Here is a 15,240-nt window from a genome sequence, read left to right as displayed (position 1 = left end):
ACGCGTGCAATGACACTGCTTCGAAACGTCAAAGGAATTCTGTGCATTATGTCTACTACCTCTCAGGCTGCGGATAATACAAAAGCGGCTGCCACGGCATCGGTGCTCATGGCGCGTAATCTCAATAAGGAAGTCACCAGTGGTGAACGGATACTGACCATTCTAGAAGGTCTTTCACTTGATGTGGTCGCTGGAGAGAGCGTTGCGATACTCGGCAGCTCAGGAGCCGGCAAGTCAACGCTATTGAGCCTCTTGGCTGGGCTCGATACGCCCAGCGGCGGTGAGCTTGAGATGTTCGGGCAGTCCCTGGCGGCGCTTGATGAGGATGGCCGTGCCCGGCTGCGTGCCGGAAGAGTAGGGTTCGTATTTCAGAATTTCCAGCTTCTACCGACACTGACTGCACTTGAGAACGTTTTGCTGCCCCAGGAGTTGACCGATTCGGGCATGAATAGTTCACGTGGGCGGGAGTGGCTTGAGCGGGTCGGGCTGGTGGAGCGCATGCACCATCTGCCCAAGCAGCTCTCGGGCGGTGAGCAGCAGCGCGTGGCGATTGCGCGTGCCTTTGTCACCGAGCCGGATCTGGTCTTTGCCGACGAGCCGACCGGAAATCTCGACCGTGATACGGGCCAGCGCATCGCTGACTTGCTGTTTGGCCTCAACCGCGCTTCGGGCACGACGTTGGTGCTGGTTACTCATGATCTGACCCTGGCCAATCGCTGTGACCGTCAACTGACGCTTGAACATGGCCGCCTGCATGAACGTCAGCCGACGGAGGCGGGCCTATGACAATGCTGCGTTTGTCGCTGGTAGGTGTGAAGCGTGATCTGCGCGCTGCCGATGTTCGCGCGCTGTTTGTGGCGTTGGCACTGGCGGTCGCGGCGACGACCATGATCGGTTTCTTTCTTGATCGCATTGATCGTGCGCTTGAACGTCAGGCGGGGCAGCTGCTCGGTGGCGATCTGGTACTGGTGAAAGGATCGCCTTTCGAGGCAGAGATCCGTGACCGATTAACGGGAACAGGCCTTAAGGTCATTGAACAGGTCAATACCGTGTCGATGGCTAGTCATGGGGATGCCTTCCAGCTTGGCAGTCTCAAGGCGGTCGAGCCGGGCTATCCGCTGTACGGCGCGGTAACTCTTGATCGCGGGCAAGGTCACGTAGCGGCGAGCGGCATTCCTCCGGCCAATACGGTCTGGATAGAGCCTCGCCTGGGACAGGTACTCAATCTTCAACTGGGCGATGTACTAAAGCTTGGGCAGGCGCGTTTCACCGTTGGGGCCTGGATTGTTGAAGAGCCTGAGCAGAACGTAGGGTTTGCCAGCTTCAACCCACGCATCATCCTGAATCGGTCTGATCTGGAGAACACCGGCTTAGTACAGCCCGGTTCCCGGGTCACTTATCGCTTGTTGGCCAAGGGGCCGCCTGCTGCGATCAACGCACTCGATGCTCAGCTTGAGAATTGGAAAAATCGCGGTATTCGCGTCATGGATGTGCGTGAAGACAGTCCGCGCTTGGGGCGGGCACTGGAGCGCTCACAGCAGTATCTCAGTCTCTCAGGGTTGGCTGCCGTCCTGCTGGCGGGTGTTGCTGTCGCGATGGCAACCCGGCGCTATGTTGATCGTCATCTCAATACTGCGGCACTGATGCGCTGCTTCGGCTCGACTCAGCGTCAACTGACACAACTATTTGTCTTCCAGCTTGCCTGGCTGGCACTGGCTGCAGCGGCCATCGGCGCCGTTATCGGCTTGATTGGCCAATGGGCGTTGCTGAAACTACTGGTGCAGTTTCTGCCCCTTGAACTACCGCCGCCAGGACTGTTACCGCTCTTGCTGGGAGTGCTGACGGCACTTGCGGTACTGATCGGTTTTGCTGGCCCGACCTTGATTCGGCTTAAGCGTGTTAGTGCATTGAAAGTGCTGCGCCGTGAACTCGATCCGCTGCCTGCGGCGGCGTGGGTCGTGGTCGCCATGGCCAGCCTGATTTTTGGTGCACTACTGTGGCTCTACAGCGGTGATTTCAAACTCTCGGCGGGTTTACTGGTCGGCGGGCTGATCGCGCTTGCGGTGCTATGGTATGTCGCACGTATCTGGCTGGCTGGGCTTTTACGCGTTGCCCGCTGGTTGCCGTTGACCTGGCGGCTGGGCGCACGCCAACTGGCGCGACGGCGACAGGCAAGCCTAGGGCAGATCATTGCTTTTGCGGTGACGTTTGCGGCAATGGGGTTGATTGCACTGGTGCGGGGCGATCTGATCTCGTCGTGGCAGGAGCGCCTGCCACCCGATGCTCCCAACCAGTTTGCCATCAATATTCAGCCGAGCGAGCGCGACGATTTTATCCGTGCCCTTGATGGCATTACCGATCAGCGCAGCGATGTGTTCCCGATGGTGCGCGGCCGCATCGTCGCGATCAATGGTCAACACCCGCGTGACGAGGTGCCCGTAGATGCCCGCAATGACGGCAACTTGCAGCGGGAAATCAACCTGACTTGGCGGGCCGAGATGCCGCAGAGCAACACGCTGGAAGAGGGCGAGTGGTTCGGGCGAGATTCCGCCACGCAGGCACCGGTGCCGTTGTCAGTGGCCGACCGCTTTGCCGAGCGCCTTGGCCTCGGTATCGGTGACCGTTTGACCTTTGATATTGGTGGCGATGAACTCACTGGGCAGATCGCCAGCGTGAGAAAAGTGGATTGGGAGAGCTTCCAGCCTAATTTCTTCGTGATCTTCCCACCGGGTGTGCTGGAACGCTATAGCCACAGTTTCATCACTGCCTTTTACCTGCCTGGCAACGATCAGCGTCAACTCGGCTCGCTGGTTAAACGCTTTCCGGCGGTCTCTCTGCTGGATATCGATGCGATCCTGAGCCAGGTACGTGATCTGCTGGGGCAAGTGGCTCGCGCCATCGAGTTGGTGCTGGTTTTTGTGCTGTTGGCCGGTATTTCAGTGCTTTATGCTGCGTTGACGGCATCGCGCCCGGCCAGAGCGCATGAGGGCGCATTACTGCGTGTATTTGGGGCGGGAGACAAGCGACTCGCGCGCGTACAGATGAGCGAATTCTGTTTGCTCGGCTTTTCGAGTGGCGTACTTGCAGCGCTTCTGGCAGATGGCGCGGCAGCAATACTCTATGCCGGCTGGCTTGATCTCGATCCGCGACTGCACTGGCTATTGTGGATTGTACTGCCACTCGGCGGAGCGTTGCTGATCGGTATGATCGGCCATTTACTGTCGCGACCGCTGCGTAAGCAAGCCCCAATGACCAGCTTGAATCTATTAGGCGAAGAATAGAGCCGCACCTGAGTAAAAGGTTTATGGATAACGTATCCGCTGAGGTCAATACTGCTTTGACCTCAGCGGATATGCCTTCATCTCATTGACGCGGGAGGAGAGCGCTGTCAGTACGGTGACAGGTTACCCTGTACCTTTATCTCATCGTTGCACATCCCGCAAAGGTTAAGGAAATGTTAAGATAGTCGTTAACACGCTTACCAATCATGGTTCATTTCCTATGCCTTCCCCCAACGTTCCTTTACCTGCGGCCTTACAAAAAAAGCAGGACGCTTCCTTCTTTTTACGGCTAGTAATATATATTGCGCTGACGGCTCTGGCCGCTCAGTTGATGATGTGGGACGCTCAACTCGACGGCGATGCGATTAAATTCACCGAACTTTCGATTACCGAACTGACGCAGACGTTCATTCTATTTGTCTCGCCGTTGCTGCTTCTATATATCCGTGCCCGTTTCAGTCTGTTTCGTACCGGCACGCTGATCATGGCAAGTTTCCTGTTGGCCTCGTTGATCCGCGAGCAGGACGCTTTTCTGGATGACTATCTCTTCGATGGCTGCTGGAAGATTCTGGTGGCGCTGCTTGCTGTGCCGACGTTGATTTACACCTGGAAGAAACGTCGTCGATTAATGAGGGAATTAAAGTATTACAGCACTACAGCGTCTTACGGGCTGTTTTTGGCGGGCTTTCTAGTGGTGTACGTCTTCGCACGTTTATATGGCAGAAGTGCATTCTGGATGGCGGTACTGGAGCAGGACTATAGCCGCTCAATCAAGAATGCCGCCGAGGAGGGCACAGAGATGATCGGCTATCTGTTGGTACTGTTTGCGGTAATGGAGCTGTTGTTTTTGGCTAGGCGGCTGCACAGGAGTGCTGCCTCAGTTGCCTGATCTGCCACGACATGAAAAATCTGTTTACGAGGCCGATTCGGGCGTACTGGACTGATAGATCGGCGATGGCGCTGATGGCGCATGGTCGCTGCTCTGCGGCATCGTGAATTGTGCGAGGGTGTGGGAGATTTCATGATGGATGTGCTGGCCAACTGAGGTGCTCGGACCAAGAATCAATGCCGAGGCGGTAGCGAGAATCGCACAGACTGCCAAGGGACCTCGGCAGCGATGCTTCCAGCCGGATGATAATGGCTCATCATTTAAGTCATCTTCCAATGCCATGCGCCATTGCTGTTCATGCATCCTGAAGGCTTCGCGTAGCTTTAAATGATCATTTTGATGGTTTGAATGGCCGTTAGTGCTGTTGATGCGTGGCTCTCGATGAGCTTTATCGTTATTCATTACCTCATGACTCCTGTCTTGTGTTTGCTGATCCGTCGTCATTATTTTGTCGGCTCTTCTATGGAAAGCAGCAGTGATCTGAAGTTCCATTGAGCAGGTACAAATAGTGCAGCGTACTCGTACCGATAAAAGCTGAGGCAAACAAAAAGCCGCCTGAAAGGCGGCTGAACAATGAAGCTATGTAGCGTAACGCGAAAATCAGGTTGGTACTTGAACAACAGATGGATACATGCGCCGTCGTATTCCATAGCTGTAGACAAGCCCACCAATCAGCGCATGAAAATATACTCCGGTGCGATACATGAAATAGCTCTCGAAAAGATTAACGATCAACCAGAATATAAAAAACAGCGAAGCGAAGGCCATCACGTCGGTTGGCATGTCACCGCGACGCCAGCTCTGCCAGGCGCTGCGGGCGACCTCTACGGCGACTGCCACATAGATAGCTAGCCCGAGAAACCCATAAGCAACGAGCAGTTCAAGATAACTGTTGTGGGTGTGGGTGAGATTCTGTCCAATGACGATGCGCTCAGGCATGCCGCTACTGATAATCAGCGGCTTGTGACTCTGAGGCCCCCAGCCTGTCAGCGGCCGTTCGCTAATCCACTCCAATGCATGATTCCAGACATGAATGCGAAAGCCGATGCTGGAGTACGGCACGTTGTGAAGATTGCCTTCGAGTATTTCCTCCATGATGTGATGTTCGGCGAAAACACGGTTTGAAATTTTTTCACCGTATAACGTCCCGGCTATCGACGCTAGCGCAACGAAGGCTACCAATCCGGCCAGTACATTGCGGCGTATGGCAGGATGCCGATATGCATTTTGCTTGCGCAGTAAAATAAGCAAGCCAGCAATGCCCATTATGAAAGCCACAACCAGACCAAGCCAACTTGCGCGGGTCTGTACGATAAGCTCACCAAACGCTGCTAGCGCAAATAGCATCACATAGCCCAGCCGGGCTAGCCATGCCAAAGCCTTGTTCCTACGTGAGGCAGTCCATGCCATAAAACGGCCTGCAAAACAGGTCAGCGCAATCAGTACCACACCACAGCTAACGCCCGCATGCTCCCAATTATGAAAACCTAGCGTAGGACGTTGGCCCTGCTCGATGATGTGCATCAGCCGCAATCCCTCACCATGCCATAGCGAGCCGATTAGCATGCCAATAAACAATACAGCCAGCATCCACATGCCATAGCGATGGCGTGCGGCCAGTACCCAGGCTACCGGCAAAATGAGAAACAGTTTGGTGTAGCCGCGCACATCGTTAATCTGCTCCTTGGCGTAATCAGGGAAACGCTCGAAGGCAAAGGGCAGGGTGAAAAACTGCAATAAAATCCATAACCCCAATAACCACCAGAGTGGATCCTTGATGGCTGCTTTGCGCTGGGGATGCAAAGCCAGGGCAATAAGGTAGGCCAGCATCAACAGCGGCTCGAACGAGCGCGAAATATCAAGATTGATGATCCAGAAGCCTGCATAAGCCAGTACAGAGACCAGACCTATAATGTGTAAGCGCGCCTGAGTGGGGCTGGAAAACCGAGACGAGTACGAAAGCGGTAAAGGCACTGGAGAGTTTTCCTGCTCTTCAAGATAAAGAAATGTAATGTCACCTACGTAATCCAATAGTGAATACGCGAGAAGAGTTTTACCATTTTATTCATGTACTGGCATTTTTAACGTGAGCGCTTTTAAGCCTTTGCATGATGTCCTTTCAAGTGAAAGCCAAGCGGCCCTCCTGTATGATGACGACCTGAATTTAAACCGCGAGCCTGGCGCGATAATGAAGGTTACGCTCGCGATTAACGGTCTTAACGTCGAGGAATTCCACATGTTCAGCCGTGACATGTCCATTGCTGGTTTCGATGACACGCTGTGGCGCGCAATGGAAGAAGAGGTTGCGCGTCAGGAAGCACACATTGAGCTGATCGCCTCTGAAAACTATACCAGTCCGCGTGTGATGCAGGCCCAGGGTTCGCAGCTGACCAACAAGTACGCCGAAGGTTATCCGGGCAAGCGTTACTACGGCGGTTGTGAATTCGTCGACAAGGTCGAGCAGCTCGCGATCGATCGCGCCTGTGAGCTGTTCGGCTGCGATTATGCCAACGTTCAGCCGCATTCAGGCTCCCAAGCTAATAGCGCGGTATTTCAGGCACTGGTCAAACCAGGCGACACTATTCTTGGCATGAGTCTCGACGCCGGCGGCCACCTGACCCATGGTGCCAAGCCGAGTTTCTCGGGTAAGCATTACAACGCTGTGCAGTACGGTTTGAACGACGAAGGCTTGATCGACTACGACGAGGTTGCACGCCTGGCTCGTGAGCATCAGCCGAAGATGATCATTGCCGGATTCTCTGCCTATTCGCAGGTCATTGACTGGGCACGTTTCCGTGACATCGCCGATGAAGTGGGAGCTTACTTCTTTGTCGACATGGCGCACATTGCAGGGCTTATCGCCGCTGGTCTCTATCCGAGCCCGATGCAGCACGCTCATGTCGTCACTACTACTACGCACAAGACGCTGCGTGGCCCGCGTGGTGGTTTGATCCTATCAGCCTGTGGCGATGCCGATGTCTATAAAAAGCTGAATTCCGCCGTGTTCCCCGGTGGGCAAGGTGGCCCGCTGATGCATGTCATTGCCGCCAAGGCGGTCTGCTTCAAGGAAGCGCTCGACCCTGAGTTCACCCGTTACCAGCAACAGGTGATCAAGAACGCTCAGGTAATGGCGGGCGTATTCATTGAACGTGGTTTTGACATCGTCTCCGGCGGTACTGAAGATCACCTGTTTCTGCTTTCGTTGATCAAGCAGGACATTACCGGGAAGGATGCGGATGCGGCGCTTGGCCGTGCTCATATCACAGTCAACAAGAACGCCGTGCCCAACGACCCGCAGAGCCCGTTTGTTACTTCAGGACTGCGCATCGGTACGCCGGCAGTGACCACGCGTGGTTTCACTGAGACCGAGTGCAAGGAACTGGCTGGCTGGATCTGTGACATTCTTGATGCACTGGCTAACGGCGACAGCAGCCAGGCCGAAGCCGAGGTGAAGGCCAAGGTCAGTGAGGTGTGCAAGCGTCTGCCGGTCTATGCCTGATCGGGTGTAGACAGAAAGAAAAAGCCATGCCTCTTTGGGCATGGCTTTTTTTATGTGGAGTTAATGAGTGGCCAAGGCAAGAAACTGTGAGGCGATGTGAGTGTCGCGAAAGCGCTCAATCAGTTCTGCGTCAAGGACCGGCGGACGGACAAGCCCTTCGCGAATCTTTTCCGCCAGGCTGGAGACGTTATTTTCCGCTAATAACCGTGCCTGATCATTGATCAGCACATCGGCCACGCCTCCTGGTGCATTGACAGCGGCGCAGGGCGTGCCACAAATCATGCTTTCAGCCAGCACAATACCGAGCCCTTCACTGCGTGAACTTAAGACGAACAGGCGGGCATGCTTCATCCAGGGATAGGGATTGACCCGACTGCCGATCAGGTGCACTCGGTCACGCACGCCCAAGGAATCGACAAGCTGTTCAAGGTGGGAACGCATCGGGCCATCGCCAACGATAACCAGATCCTCTTCGATATCGGCTTCGAGATAGGCGCGAATGAGGAATTCCTGTCGCTTTACTTCAGAAAGTCTCGCCACATGCACGACAAAAGGGCGAGCGGGAAGATCAACCGGCTCATCCGCAGCAGCCCGGATGGCATCGATATCGCAGGGATTCATGATGACTTCACAGGCATCGATACGAATATCATGACGGGCAAGTTCTTCTTCCAGGCGAATTCTGACCCCATTGGTGTTGCAGACGACGCGCTTGCCCTCATACAGCTTGCGCAGCCAGAAGCCTCTGAGCTTTCCGGTCTCGTTGCCTACGGGGGCAACACAGACCTGCCAAAAGCGTGGATCTTGATAGGGCCATATCGCTTCGAAGGCCCCTTGCCCGCGAGCGATAATACGATCGATAGTGCCGTACTGCTGTTCAATATCAGTAATGAAGCGCTTCAGGATGCGATGTCCGTAGATACCGCGCCAGAAAAAACCTGAGCCTTTAAGCAGGGGTTTCAAGAAGGCTCGCGTAGCAAGCTCATAGCTGGCACCGGCTATCGAGCGGCGTACTTGCTTGTCGACGTCCTTTTCATGAACGATAACGCCTTCCATCGGAGCCAGCTCGACTCCTTTCTTCAAGGTCAGAATATGTACTTCATGGCCGAGGCGATGTAGCGTATTGGCAAGGTTGACAGTAACGCGTTCAATGCCGCCAATATTTAGTCTTCTAACGATAAGTAAAATTCGTTGGGGCATGATCATATCAGGTGAGGTAATTTTTTTAATTCTATCGTTATAAGTGCTGATTTACAATTGAGACAACTTGAGATTCCATTTTTAATGTCATGAATTCATCTAATCCCGGTAATATTAATATTGTCTTGGCTTGCGACGACAATTACGCGCGCTGGATGGGAATGGTTATTCTATCTGCCTTGCAAAAGGCGGAGAACCCTGAGCAATTTTGCTTCTTTATTATTGATGGGGGGATAAAAGATAAAAATAAAGAAATAATAGGTAGCATTGTAAATAAGTATGCAGGGACTTTGTTATGGGTAGTACCGGATAATGGAAATTACAATGACTTGCCGGTGAAAAGGTATGGTTTGGCCGCTTATTATAGATTGTCCCTAGCCACGCTGCTGCCGGGAAGTATTGATAGAGTTATCTACCTGGATAGCGACATGTTGGTTGCAGCCGATCTTGCCGAACTGTGGCGAACCTCTCTATCTGGAGCAGTCATCGGAGCGGTGGAAAACTTAGGAGTCCCGCCAAAATCGTTGAACCTTCCTCAAAATGAATACTTCAACTCGGGCACGTTACTTATCGATCTCAAGCAGTGGCGAGAAGATGATTACGAAAGCCAACTGTTTTCCCTTTTTGAAAAAAAAGGCAGTGAATTGCAATTCCCCGATCAGGATGCCTTGAATCTCATTTTTGAGAAACAATGGAAGCGTCTTCCGCTGCGCTGGAATATACAGCCCGCGACTTGGGCAAAGTATGAAAAAAAGAAAATTACCAATTCAGGTTATTCATATGACGATTACGAAGAAGCCATCAAAAATCCTGGTGTTATTCATTTCTTAGCCAAGAGCAAGCCCTGGTTTTATTCTACGCTCCATCCTTATAAATCCGTTTATATAACGTTATTCAACGAGTCTGCATGGCGTTACGATATTTTTAGCCAAGTTGCAATAAAAGAAAAGTTTAGAAAGTTCTTTAGCGTTGAGAAACTTATAAAAAATAATAAAAGAAAGAAATACTCAGCAGAGGTGACTTTCAAGAATTAAGTTGAGATATGAATGTAAATACTTCAATTACTATTTGATACGTAAGCATGCAGTTGTGAAACATGATGCGTGTGTCTTGGTAGTGCTACCGTGTAGATATAAATTTACAAACCATGGTGTGATGCTCCTCCCGCTTTGCGTAGAATCACTTTCTTCAAGACATGAATACAGAGTTGTCATAATTACAACTCTGTTTTTTGTTGAATAAATTGACCTTTATATCAAACGGTTAATGTTGGGCATGGGGAATGCGTCCGTTCAATCCTCGGGCGGTAGCGTGCCTTATCCTCCTGAAAACTGGCTTCTAGCGAGTTGATACAACTAACGACAAGGTTTGACGATGAGCCAAAACTGGACGTTGTCCCCTCAGCAGGTTGCACTTTTGCTCGATGGCGTAATTGACGCCGGTCGCGAAGTGCTGACTATTTACGAGCGCGATTTTGCCGTCGAGTACAAGGATGACAACAGCCCGCTGACAGAAGCTGATCTTGCTGCTCATCATGTCCTGGTTGCACTACTAGGACAGATAACGCCTGAAGTTCCAGTGCTCTCCGAGGAAGCCAGTGACATTCACTTCGCGACTCGCCGTACCTGGCAGCGCCTATGGATAATTGATCCGCTTGATGGCACCAAGGAATTCGTCAAGAAAAATGGCGAATTCACATTAAACGTGGCACTTGTAGAAGATGGTGAACCCGTTTTCGGCATCGTGCATGCGCCTGTATTAGGAACGACCTGGTGGGGTATGAAGGGGCAGGGCGCCTTCAAGCGTTCAGCCGAAGGTGAAAGACGCATCCATGTACGCAAGCTGCCGCAGCCTGATACGCAGCCTTGGTATGTAGTGGGAAGCCGTTCACATAGCTCTGGCATGTTTGAAACGTTCTGTTCCAAGCTCCCCACTTATGAAAGCACTTCTATGGGCAGCTCAATCAAGCTTTGTCTCGTGGCGGAAGGCGTAGCCGATCTTTATCCGCGGCTGGCACCGACCAGCGAGTGGGATACTGCGGCAGCTCAAGCGGTCGTCACCGCTGCCGGGGGCGAGGTGCTCGACGTCAATACGCTTGAACCGCTGACCTGCAATCGCAAGGAAAGCGTGCTCAATCCCTATTTCATCGTCTGCGGCGAGCGTGATCCGATCTGGATCGATGCACTCAAGACTGCCGTATATGACGAGCACCTATCCGGTGAACAGACTGCTGGATTCTCGCCGAGCGTACCTTATGAGCATCGCGCCAATGATAGTCTGGCCGAGGTCATCTGGAACCGATCCAGCGTCACGCCCGCCATGCGCGCCCAAATCAAGGGGCATGCGGGCAAGTGCATCTGGTTTACGGGGCTTTCTGGTTCTGGCAAGTCGACACTAGCTAATGCTTTAGAAGCGGAGCTGAATCGCCTCGGGTGTCATACGATGCTGCTGGACGGCGATAATATTCGTCATGGCTTATGCAAGGATCTTGGCATGAGCGAAGCAGATCGTAACGAGAATATTCGTCGTATCGGAGAAGTTGCCAAACTGTTTACCGATGCCGGAATTATTGTTATCACGGCATTTATCTCGCCCTTCCAGTCCGAACGGGATGCCGCCCGCGCACTTTTTGATGAAGGAAACTTCATCGAAGTACATGTCGATACTCCGCTAGGCGTTTGCGAACAGCGTGATCCTAAGGGGCTCTATAAAAAGGCAAGAGCTGGCCAGATCAAGGACTTTACCGGTATCAACAGCCCATATGAAGCTCCTGCAGAGGTCGAGCTGAGGGTTAATACCGATACAATGAGCCCGACAGAGATCATCAGCCGTCTTCTCAAACTTATTTAAGCTATGGGGAAATGGAGCGGTCCACTTAGTTAAACTAAGTACTTAGTTATCAACAAAGGATTATGGAATGAGCAAGGCTTTCCTTGTAACCGGCGGTGCGGGATTTATTGGCTCCGCCGTAGTGCGCGAATTGATTGCTAACACAGATCATCGTGTGATCAACGTTGATAAATTGACTTATGCTGGCAATTTAGAGTCGTTGGCTGAGGTTGAGGGGCACGCGCGCTACGATTTTGTACAAGCGGATATTTGTGATGCCTCTGCCATGCAAGCAGTCTTTGATACGCATCAACCCGATGTGGTTATGCACTTGGCAGCGGAAAGCCATGTGGACCGCTCCATTGATGGCCCAGCTGAATTTATCCAGACGAATGTGGTCGGCACTTCGGTGCTATTGGAGGTGGCACGTCGTTACTGGCAGGCCCTTCAACAGTCGGCACCTGAAAAAGCGCAGGGATTCCGGTTTCATCATATCTCAACCGATGAAGTGTACGGTGATCTGGAGGGGCCGGAGGGATTGTTCACGGAAATGACGCCCTATGCGCCGAGTTCGCCTTATTCAGCAAGCAAAGCTGGCTCTGATCATTTAGTGCGCGCCTGGCAGCGGACTTTTGGGCTGCCGACGCTGGTGACCAACTGCTCCAACAATTATGGGCCTTATCACTTTCCCGAAAAGCTGATCCCGCTGATGATCCTTAATGGGTTGGCGGGCAAGCCACTGCCTGTTTATGGTAATGGCCAGCAAATCCGCGATTGGCTCTATGTAGAAGACCATGCCCGTGCGCTGGTTAAGGTTGCGACGGAAGGTCAAGTGGGTGAGACCTACAATATTGGTGGGCACAATGAAAAGACCAACCTTGAGGTCGTCGAAACGCTCTGCGATCTGCTTCAAACGTTAGCGCCCAAGCAGGAAGGTGAAAGCCATTACCGTGACCAGATCACCTTCGTTGTTGACCGGCCCGGACACGATCTGCGCTACGCCATAGATGCTGGCAAGATCGAGCGCGAGTTAGGCTGGCGGCCACGTGAAACATTCGAAACGGGGCTTCGTAAAACGGTAGAGTGGTATTTAGCCAATGAAAGTTGGTGGAAGCGGGTACTAGACGGCAGTTACCAAGGTGAACGTCTCGGTATGGGGGAGAGAACAAGCTTATGAAAATCCTTGTAACGGGCGGTTCTGGGCAGGTTGGTTTCGAGTTGCAACGGCAGCTGTGCTTACTAGGTAACATCTTGGCACCTGATCGTGCGCAATTGGACTTGGCAAATGAGGAAGCTGTAAATACGTGGCTTGGGCAACATCAGCCGGAGCTGATTGTTAATGCTGCAGCCTATACAGCAGTAGACAAGGCGGAAAGCGAGCCTGAACTGGCCCATCGCTTGAATGCCGCGCTTCCCGCTCAATTGGCTGATTATTGCCACAAGCACCAAGCGACATTAGTCCATTACTCCAGTGACTATGTTTATCCTGGTGCAGGCAACGCCCCTTGGGAGGAGACGAGTGGCACGGGGCCACTAAGCGTTTATGGCCGTACGAAGCTGGAAGGGGATGAAGCTGTGGCCGCTAGTGGCTGCCGTTATTTGATCTTTCGTACCAGTTGGGTCTATAGCGCACACGGCAATAATTTCATGAAAACCATGCTGCGGCTAGGGCGCGAACGTGAGGCGCTCAATGTTGTCGCGGATCAGGTCGGAGCACCGACTCCTGCCAGGCTCATCGCGCAAGTAACCGAGTATGCGCTGCGCCAGGGTATCGATACCGGCGTTTATCATTTAGCACCACGTGAAACGACCAGTTGGCATGGCTTTTCTCAAGCCATTTTTCATCATGCGCTTGAGGCAGGCGAGACATTGGCTATTACGCCAGAAGCTGTCACCGGCATCCCTACGAGCGAATATCCTACACCTGCCAAGCGCCCCCTTAATTCTAGACTTTCTCTCAACAAGCTTGAGCGGGCACTTGGCGTGACGCTACCGGATTGGCGCTCTCAGCTTGCGTTAGCGCTCACGGAATATCTTGACGCGCGGCGATAAGCATCAACCGTGCTCGACGTGCAGAGACCAAGCACCAACAAGGACCAATACGATGGCAAGAAAGGGCATCATCCTCGCGGGAGGGTCCGGCACCCGTCTGCATCCGATTACTCGTGGCGTCTCAAAGCAGCTGCTGCCTGTCTATGACAAGCCGATGATTTATTACCCGATCTCGGTGTTAATGCTGGCAGGCATTCGCGAAATTCTGGTTATTTCCACGCCAGAAGACCTTCCCCAATACGAAAAGCTACTGGGTAATGGTGAACGGTTTGGCGTGCGTTTTGAGTATGCCGTTCAGCCCAGCCCCGATGGTTTGGCCCAGGCCTTTATCATCGGAGAAAAGTTTATCGGTAATGACTCGGTGTGCCTGGTACTTGGCGACAATATCTTTTATGGCCAGCACTTTTCAGATCAGCTCAACCGCGCCACCAGCCAGGAAAGCGGGGCTACCGTGTTCGGGTATTGGGTCAAGGACCCGGAACGTTTTGGCGTCGTGGATTTCGATGAGCAGAACAAGGCTGTTTCCATCGAAGAGAAGCCTCAAAAACCGAAGTCCTCCTATGCGGTAACGGGCCTATATTTTTATGACAATGATGTGATCGAGATTGCCAAGCAGATCAAGCCCTCAAGCCGTGGCGAACTGGAAATCACCAGTGTAAACAACGCTTACCTTGAGCGCGGCGATTTGCGTGTAGAGCGATTAGGAAGAGGTTTTGCCTGGCTGGATACCGGCACGCACGACAGCCTTCTGGAAGCCAGCCAGTACGTGCAAACCATAGAGCATCGCCAAGGCCTGAAGATTGCTTGCCTGGAAGAAATTTCCTGGCATAACGGCTGGATCAGTAAGGAGGCGCTATTGGCACAAGCTGATGTGCTTGCCAAGACGGGGTATGGGCAATACCTCAAACGCCTCGTGGAGGAATTTTAACGATGAAAGCAACACCACTGACGATTCCTGATGTCATCCTGTTTGAACCTAAAGTCTTCGGCGATGACCGCGGTTTCTTCTTCGAAAGCTTTAACCAGCGTCAATTCAATGATGCTGTAGGATATGAAGTCAGTTTTGTTCAGGATAATCATTCCCGTTCCAGTAAAGGGGTTCTACGAGGGCTCCATTATCAGCTGCCACCTATGGCGCAAGGTAAACTGGTACGTGTAGTTGCAGGGGAGGTATTCGATGTGGCAGTTGATATTCGCCGCTCGTCACCGACTTTTGGCCAATGGGTCGGTGCACATCTAAGTGCCGAGAACAAACATCAACTCTGGGTGCCTGAAGGGTTTGCCCATGGTTTCATTGTGTTATCAGACTGCGCAGAATTCCTTTACAAAACCACTAATTTTTATGCGCCTGAGTATGAAAGGAGTATCCGTTGGGATGACTCATCACTGGCTGTGAAATGGCCATTTGATATTGTTGAGCAACCTATTCTTTCTGAAAAAGACAATATGGCATTGCCATTTGAAAAGGCTGAAGTGTTCAATGGCTGATT

At 52.4% G+C, this 15,240-nt stretch carries 13 protein-coding genes; 10 read left to right on the top strand and 3 right to left on the bottom strand.

All coding sequences use genetic code 11. The features are described from left to right. Nucleotides 1-48 precede the first annotated feature (48 nt). The 3 genes from C3Z11_RS14995 to C3Z11_RS14985 all read left to right on the top strand — a co-directional run bounded on the left by C3Z11_RS14995 (nt 49) and on the right by C3Z11_RS14985 (nt 4,170). Nucleotides 49-786: an ABC transporter ATP-binding protein gene (locus tag C3Z11_RS14995; RefSeq protein WP_106478757.1), complete on the top strand. Its 738-nt coding sequence runs from the start codon at nt 49-51 to the stop codon at nt 784-786. Further along, nucleotides 783-3,281, top strand: a complete 2,499-nt coding sequence (locus tag C3Z11_RS14990) for an ABC transporter permease (RefSeq protein ID WP_106478756.1) — start codon at nt 783-785, stop codon at nt 3,279-3,281. Before C3Z11_RS14995 ends, C3Z11_RS14990 begins: the two co-directional genes overlap by 4 nt. 220 nt (nt 3,282-3,501) lie before the next feature. Next, on the top strand, nt 3,502-4,170 hold the full coding sequence (locus C3Z11_RS14985; RefSeq protein ID WP_106478755.1) for a hypothetical protein: 669 nt from the start codon (nt 3,502-3,504) through the stop codon (nt 4,168-4,170). A 24-nt stretch (nt 4,171-4,194) separates the two neighbouring features. On the opposite strand, the gene C3Z11_RS14980 is transcribed toward C3Z11_RS14985, so the two are convergent. Next, nucleotides 4,195-4,572: a hypothetical protein gene (locus tag C3Z11_RS14980; RefSeq protein ID WP_106478754.1), complete on the bottom strand. Its 378-nt coding sequence runs from the start codon at nt 4,570-4,572 to the stop codon at nt 4,195-4,197. Nucleotides 4,573-4,770: 198 nt separating this feature from the next. Further along, on the bottom strand, nt 4,771-6,144 hold the full coding sequence (locus C3Z11_RS14975; RefSeq protein WP_106478753.1) for an O-antigen ligase family protein: 1,374 nt from the start codon (nt 6,142-6,144) through the stop codon (nt 4,771-4,773). Between the two features lie 262 nt (nt 6,145-6,406). On the opposite strand from C3Z11_RS14975, the gene glyA reads away from it, so the two are divergent. Further along, nucleotides 6,407-7,669: a serine hydroxymethyltransferase gene (gene glyA, locus C3Z11_RS14970; protein ID WP_106479066.1), complete on the top strand. Its 1,263-nt coding sequence runs from the start codon at nt 6,407-6,409 to the stop codon at nt 7,667-7,669. Nucleotides 7,670-7,729: 60 nt separating this feature from the next. Here glyA and C3Z11_RS14965 read toward each other — a convergent pair whose 3' ends face one another. Beyond that, nucleotides 7,730-8,869: a glycosyltransferase gene (locus C3Z11_RS14965; protein WP_158701059.1), complete on the bottom strand. Its 1,140-nt coding sequence runs from the start codon at nt 8,867-8,869 to the stop codon at nt 7,730-7,732. A gap of 89 nt (nt 8,870-8,958) precedes the next feature. Between C3Z11_RS14965 and C3Z11_RS14960 the strand changes: the two genes are divergently transcribed. From C3Z11_RS14960 to rfbC, 6 genes are all read left to right on the top strand, one after another. Further along, the gene (locus C3Z11_RS14960) at nt 8,959-9,903 is read left to right on the top strand and encodes a glycosyltransferase family 8 protein (RefSeq protein WP_106478751.1); all 945 of its coding nucleotides are present in this window, start codon (nt 8,959-8,961) and stop codon (nt 9,901-9,903) included. A gap of 340 nt (nt 9,904-10,243) precedes the next feature. Then, nucleotides 10,244-11,719 (top strand): 3'(2'),5'-bisphosphate nucleotidase CysQ, encoded by a 1,476-nt coding sequence (gene cysQ / locus C3Z11_RS17370; RefSeq protein ID WP_317450683.1) that lies wholly within the window; start codon nt 10,244-10,246, stop codon nt 11,717-11,719. A gap of 67 nt (nt 11,720-11,786) precedes the next feature. After that, nucleotides 11,787-12,875 (top strand): dTDP-glucose 4,6-dehydratase, encoded by a 1,089-nt coding sequence (gene rfbB, locus C3Z11_RS14945; protein ID WP_106478750.1) that lies wholly within the window; start codon nt 11,787-11,789, stop codon nt 12,873-12,875. Beyond that, entirely contained in the window at nt 12,872-13,750 is an 879-nt protein-coding gene (gene rfbD, locus C3Z11_RS14940; RefSeq protein WP_106478749.1) for a dTDP-4-dehydrorhamnose reductase, read from the top strand. Before rfbB ends, rfbD begins: the two co-directional genes overlap by 4 nt. Before the next feature lie 52 nt (nt 13,751-13,802). Beyond that, entirely contained in the window at nt 13,803-14,678 is an 876-nt protein-coding gene (rfbA, locus tag C3Z11_RS14935) for a glucose-1-phosphate thymidylyltransferase RfbA (RefSeq protein ID WP_106478748.1), read from the top strand. A 2-nt stretch (nt 14,679-14,680) separates the two neighbouring features. After that, nucleotides 14,681-15,238: a dTDP-4-dehydrorhamnose 3,5-epimerase gene (rfbC, locus tag C3Z11_RS14930; protein ID WP_106478747.1), complete on the top strand. Its 558-nt coding sequence runs from the start codon at nt 14,681-14,683 to the stop codon at nt 15,236-15,238. Nucleotides 15,239-15,240 lie beyond the last annotated feature (2 nt).

The sequence above is a fragment of the Phytohalomonas tamaricis genome, from assembly GCF_003012345.1.
In the GTDB taxonomy this organism is placed as follows: domain Bacteria; phylum Pseudomonadota; class Gammaproteobacteria; order Pseudomonadales; family Halomonadaceae; genus Phytohalomonas; species Phytohalomonas tamaricis.
This window is presented reverse-complemented; position numbering and strand designations above follow the sequence as displayed.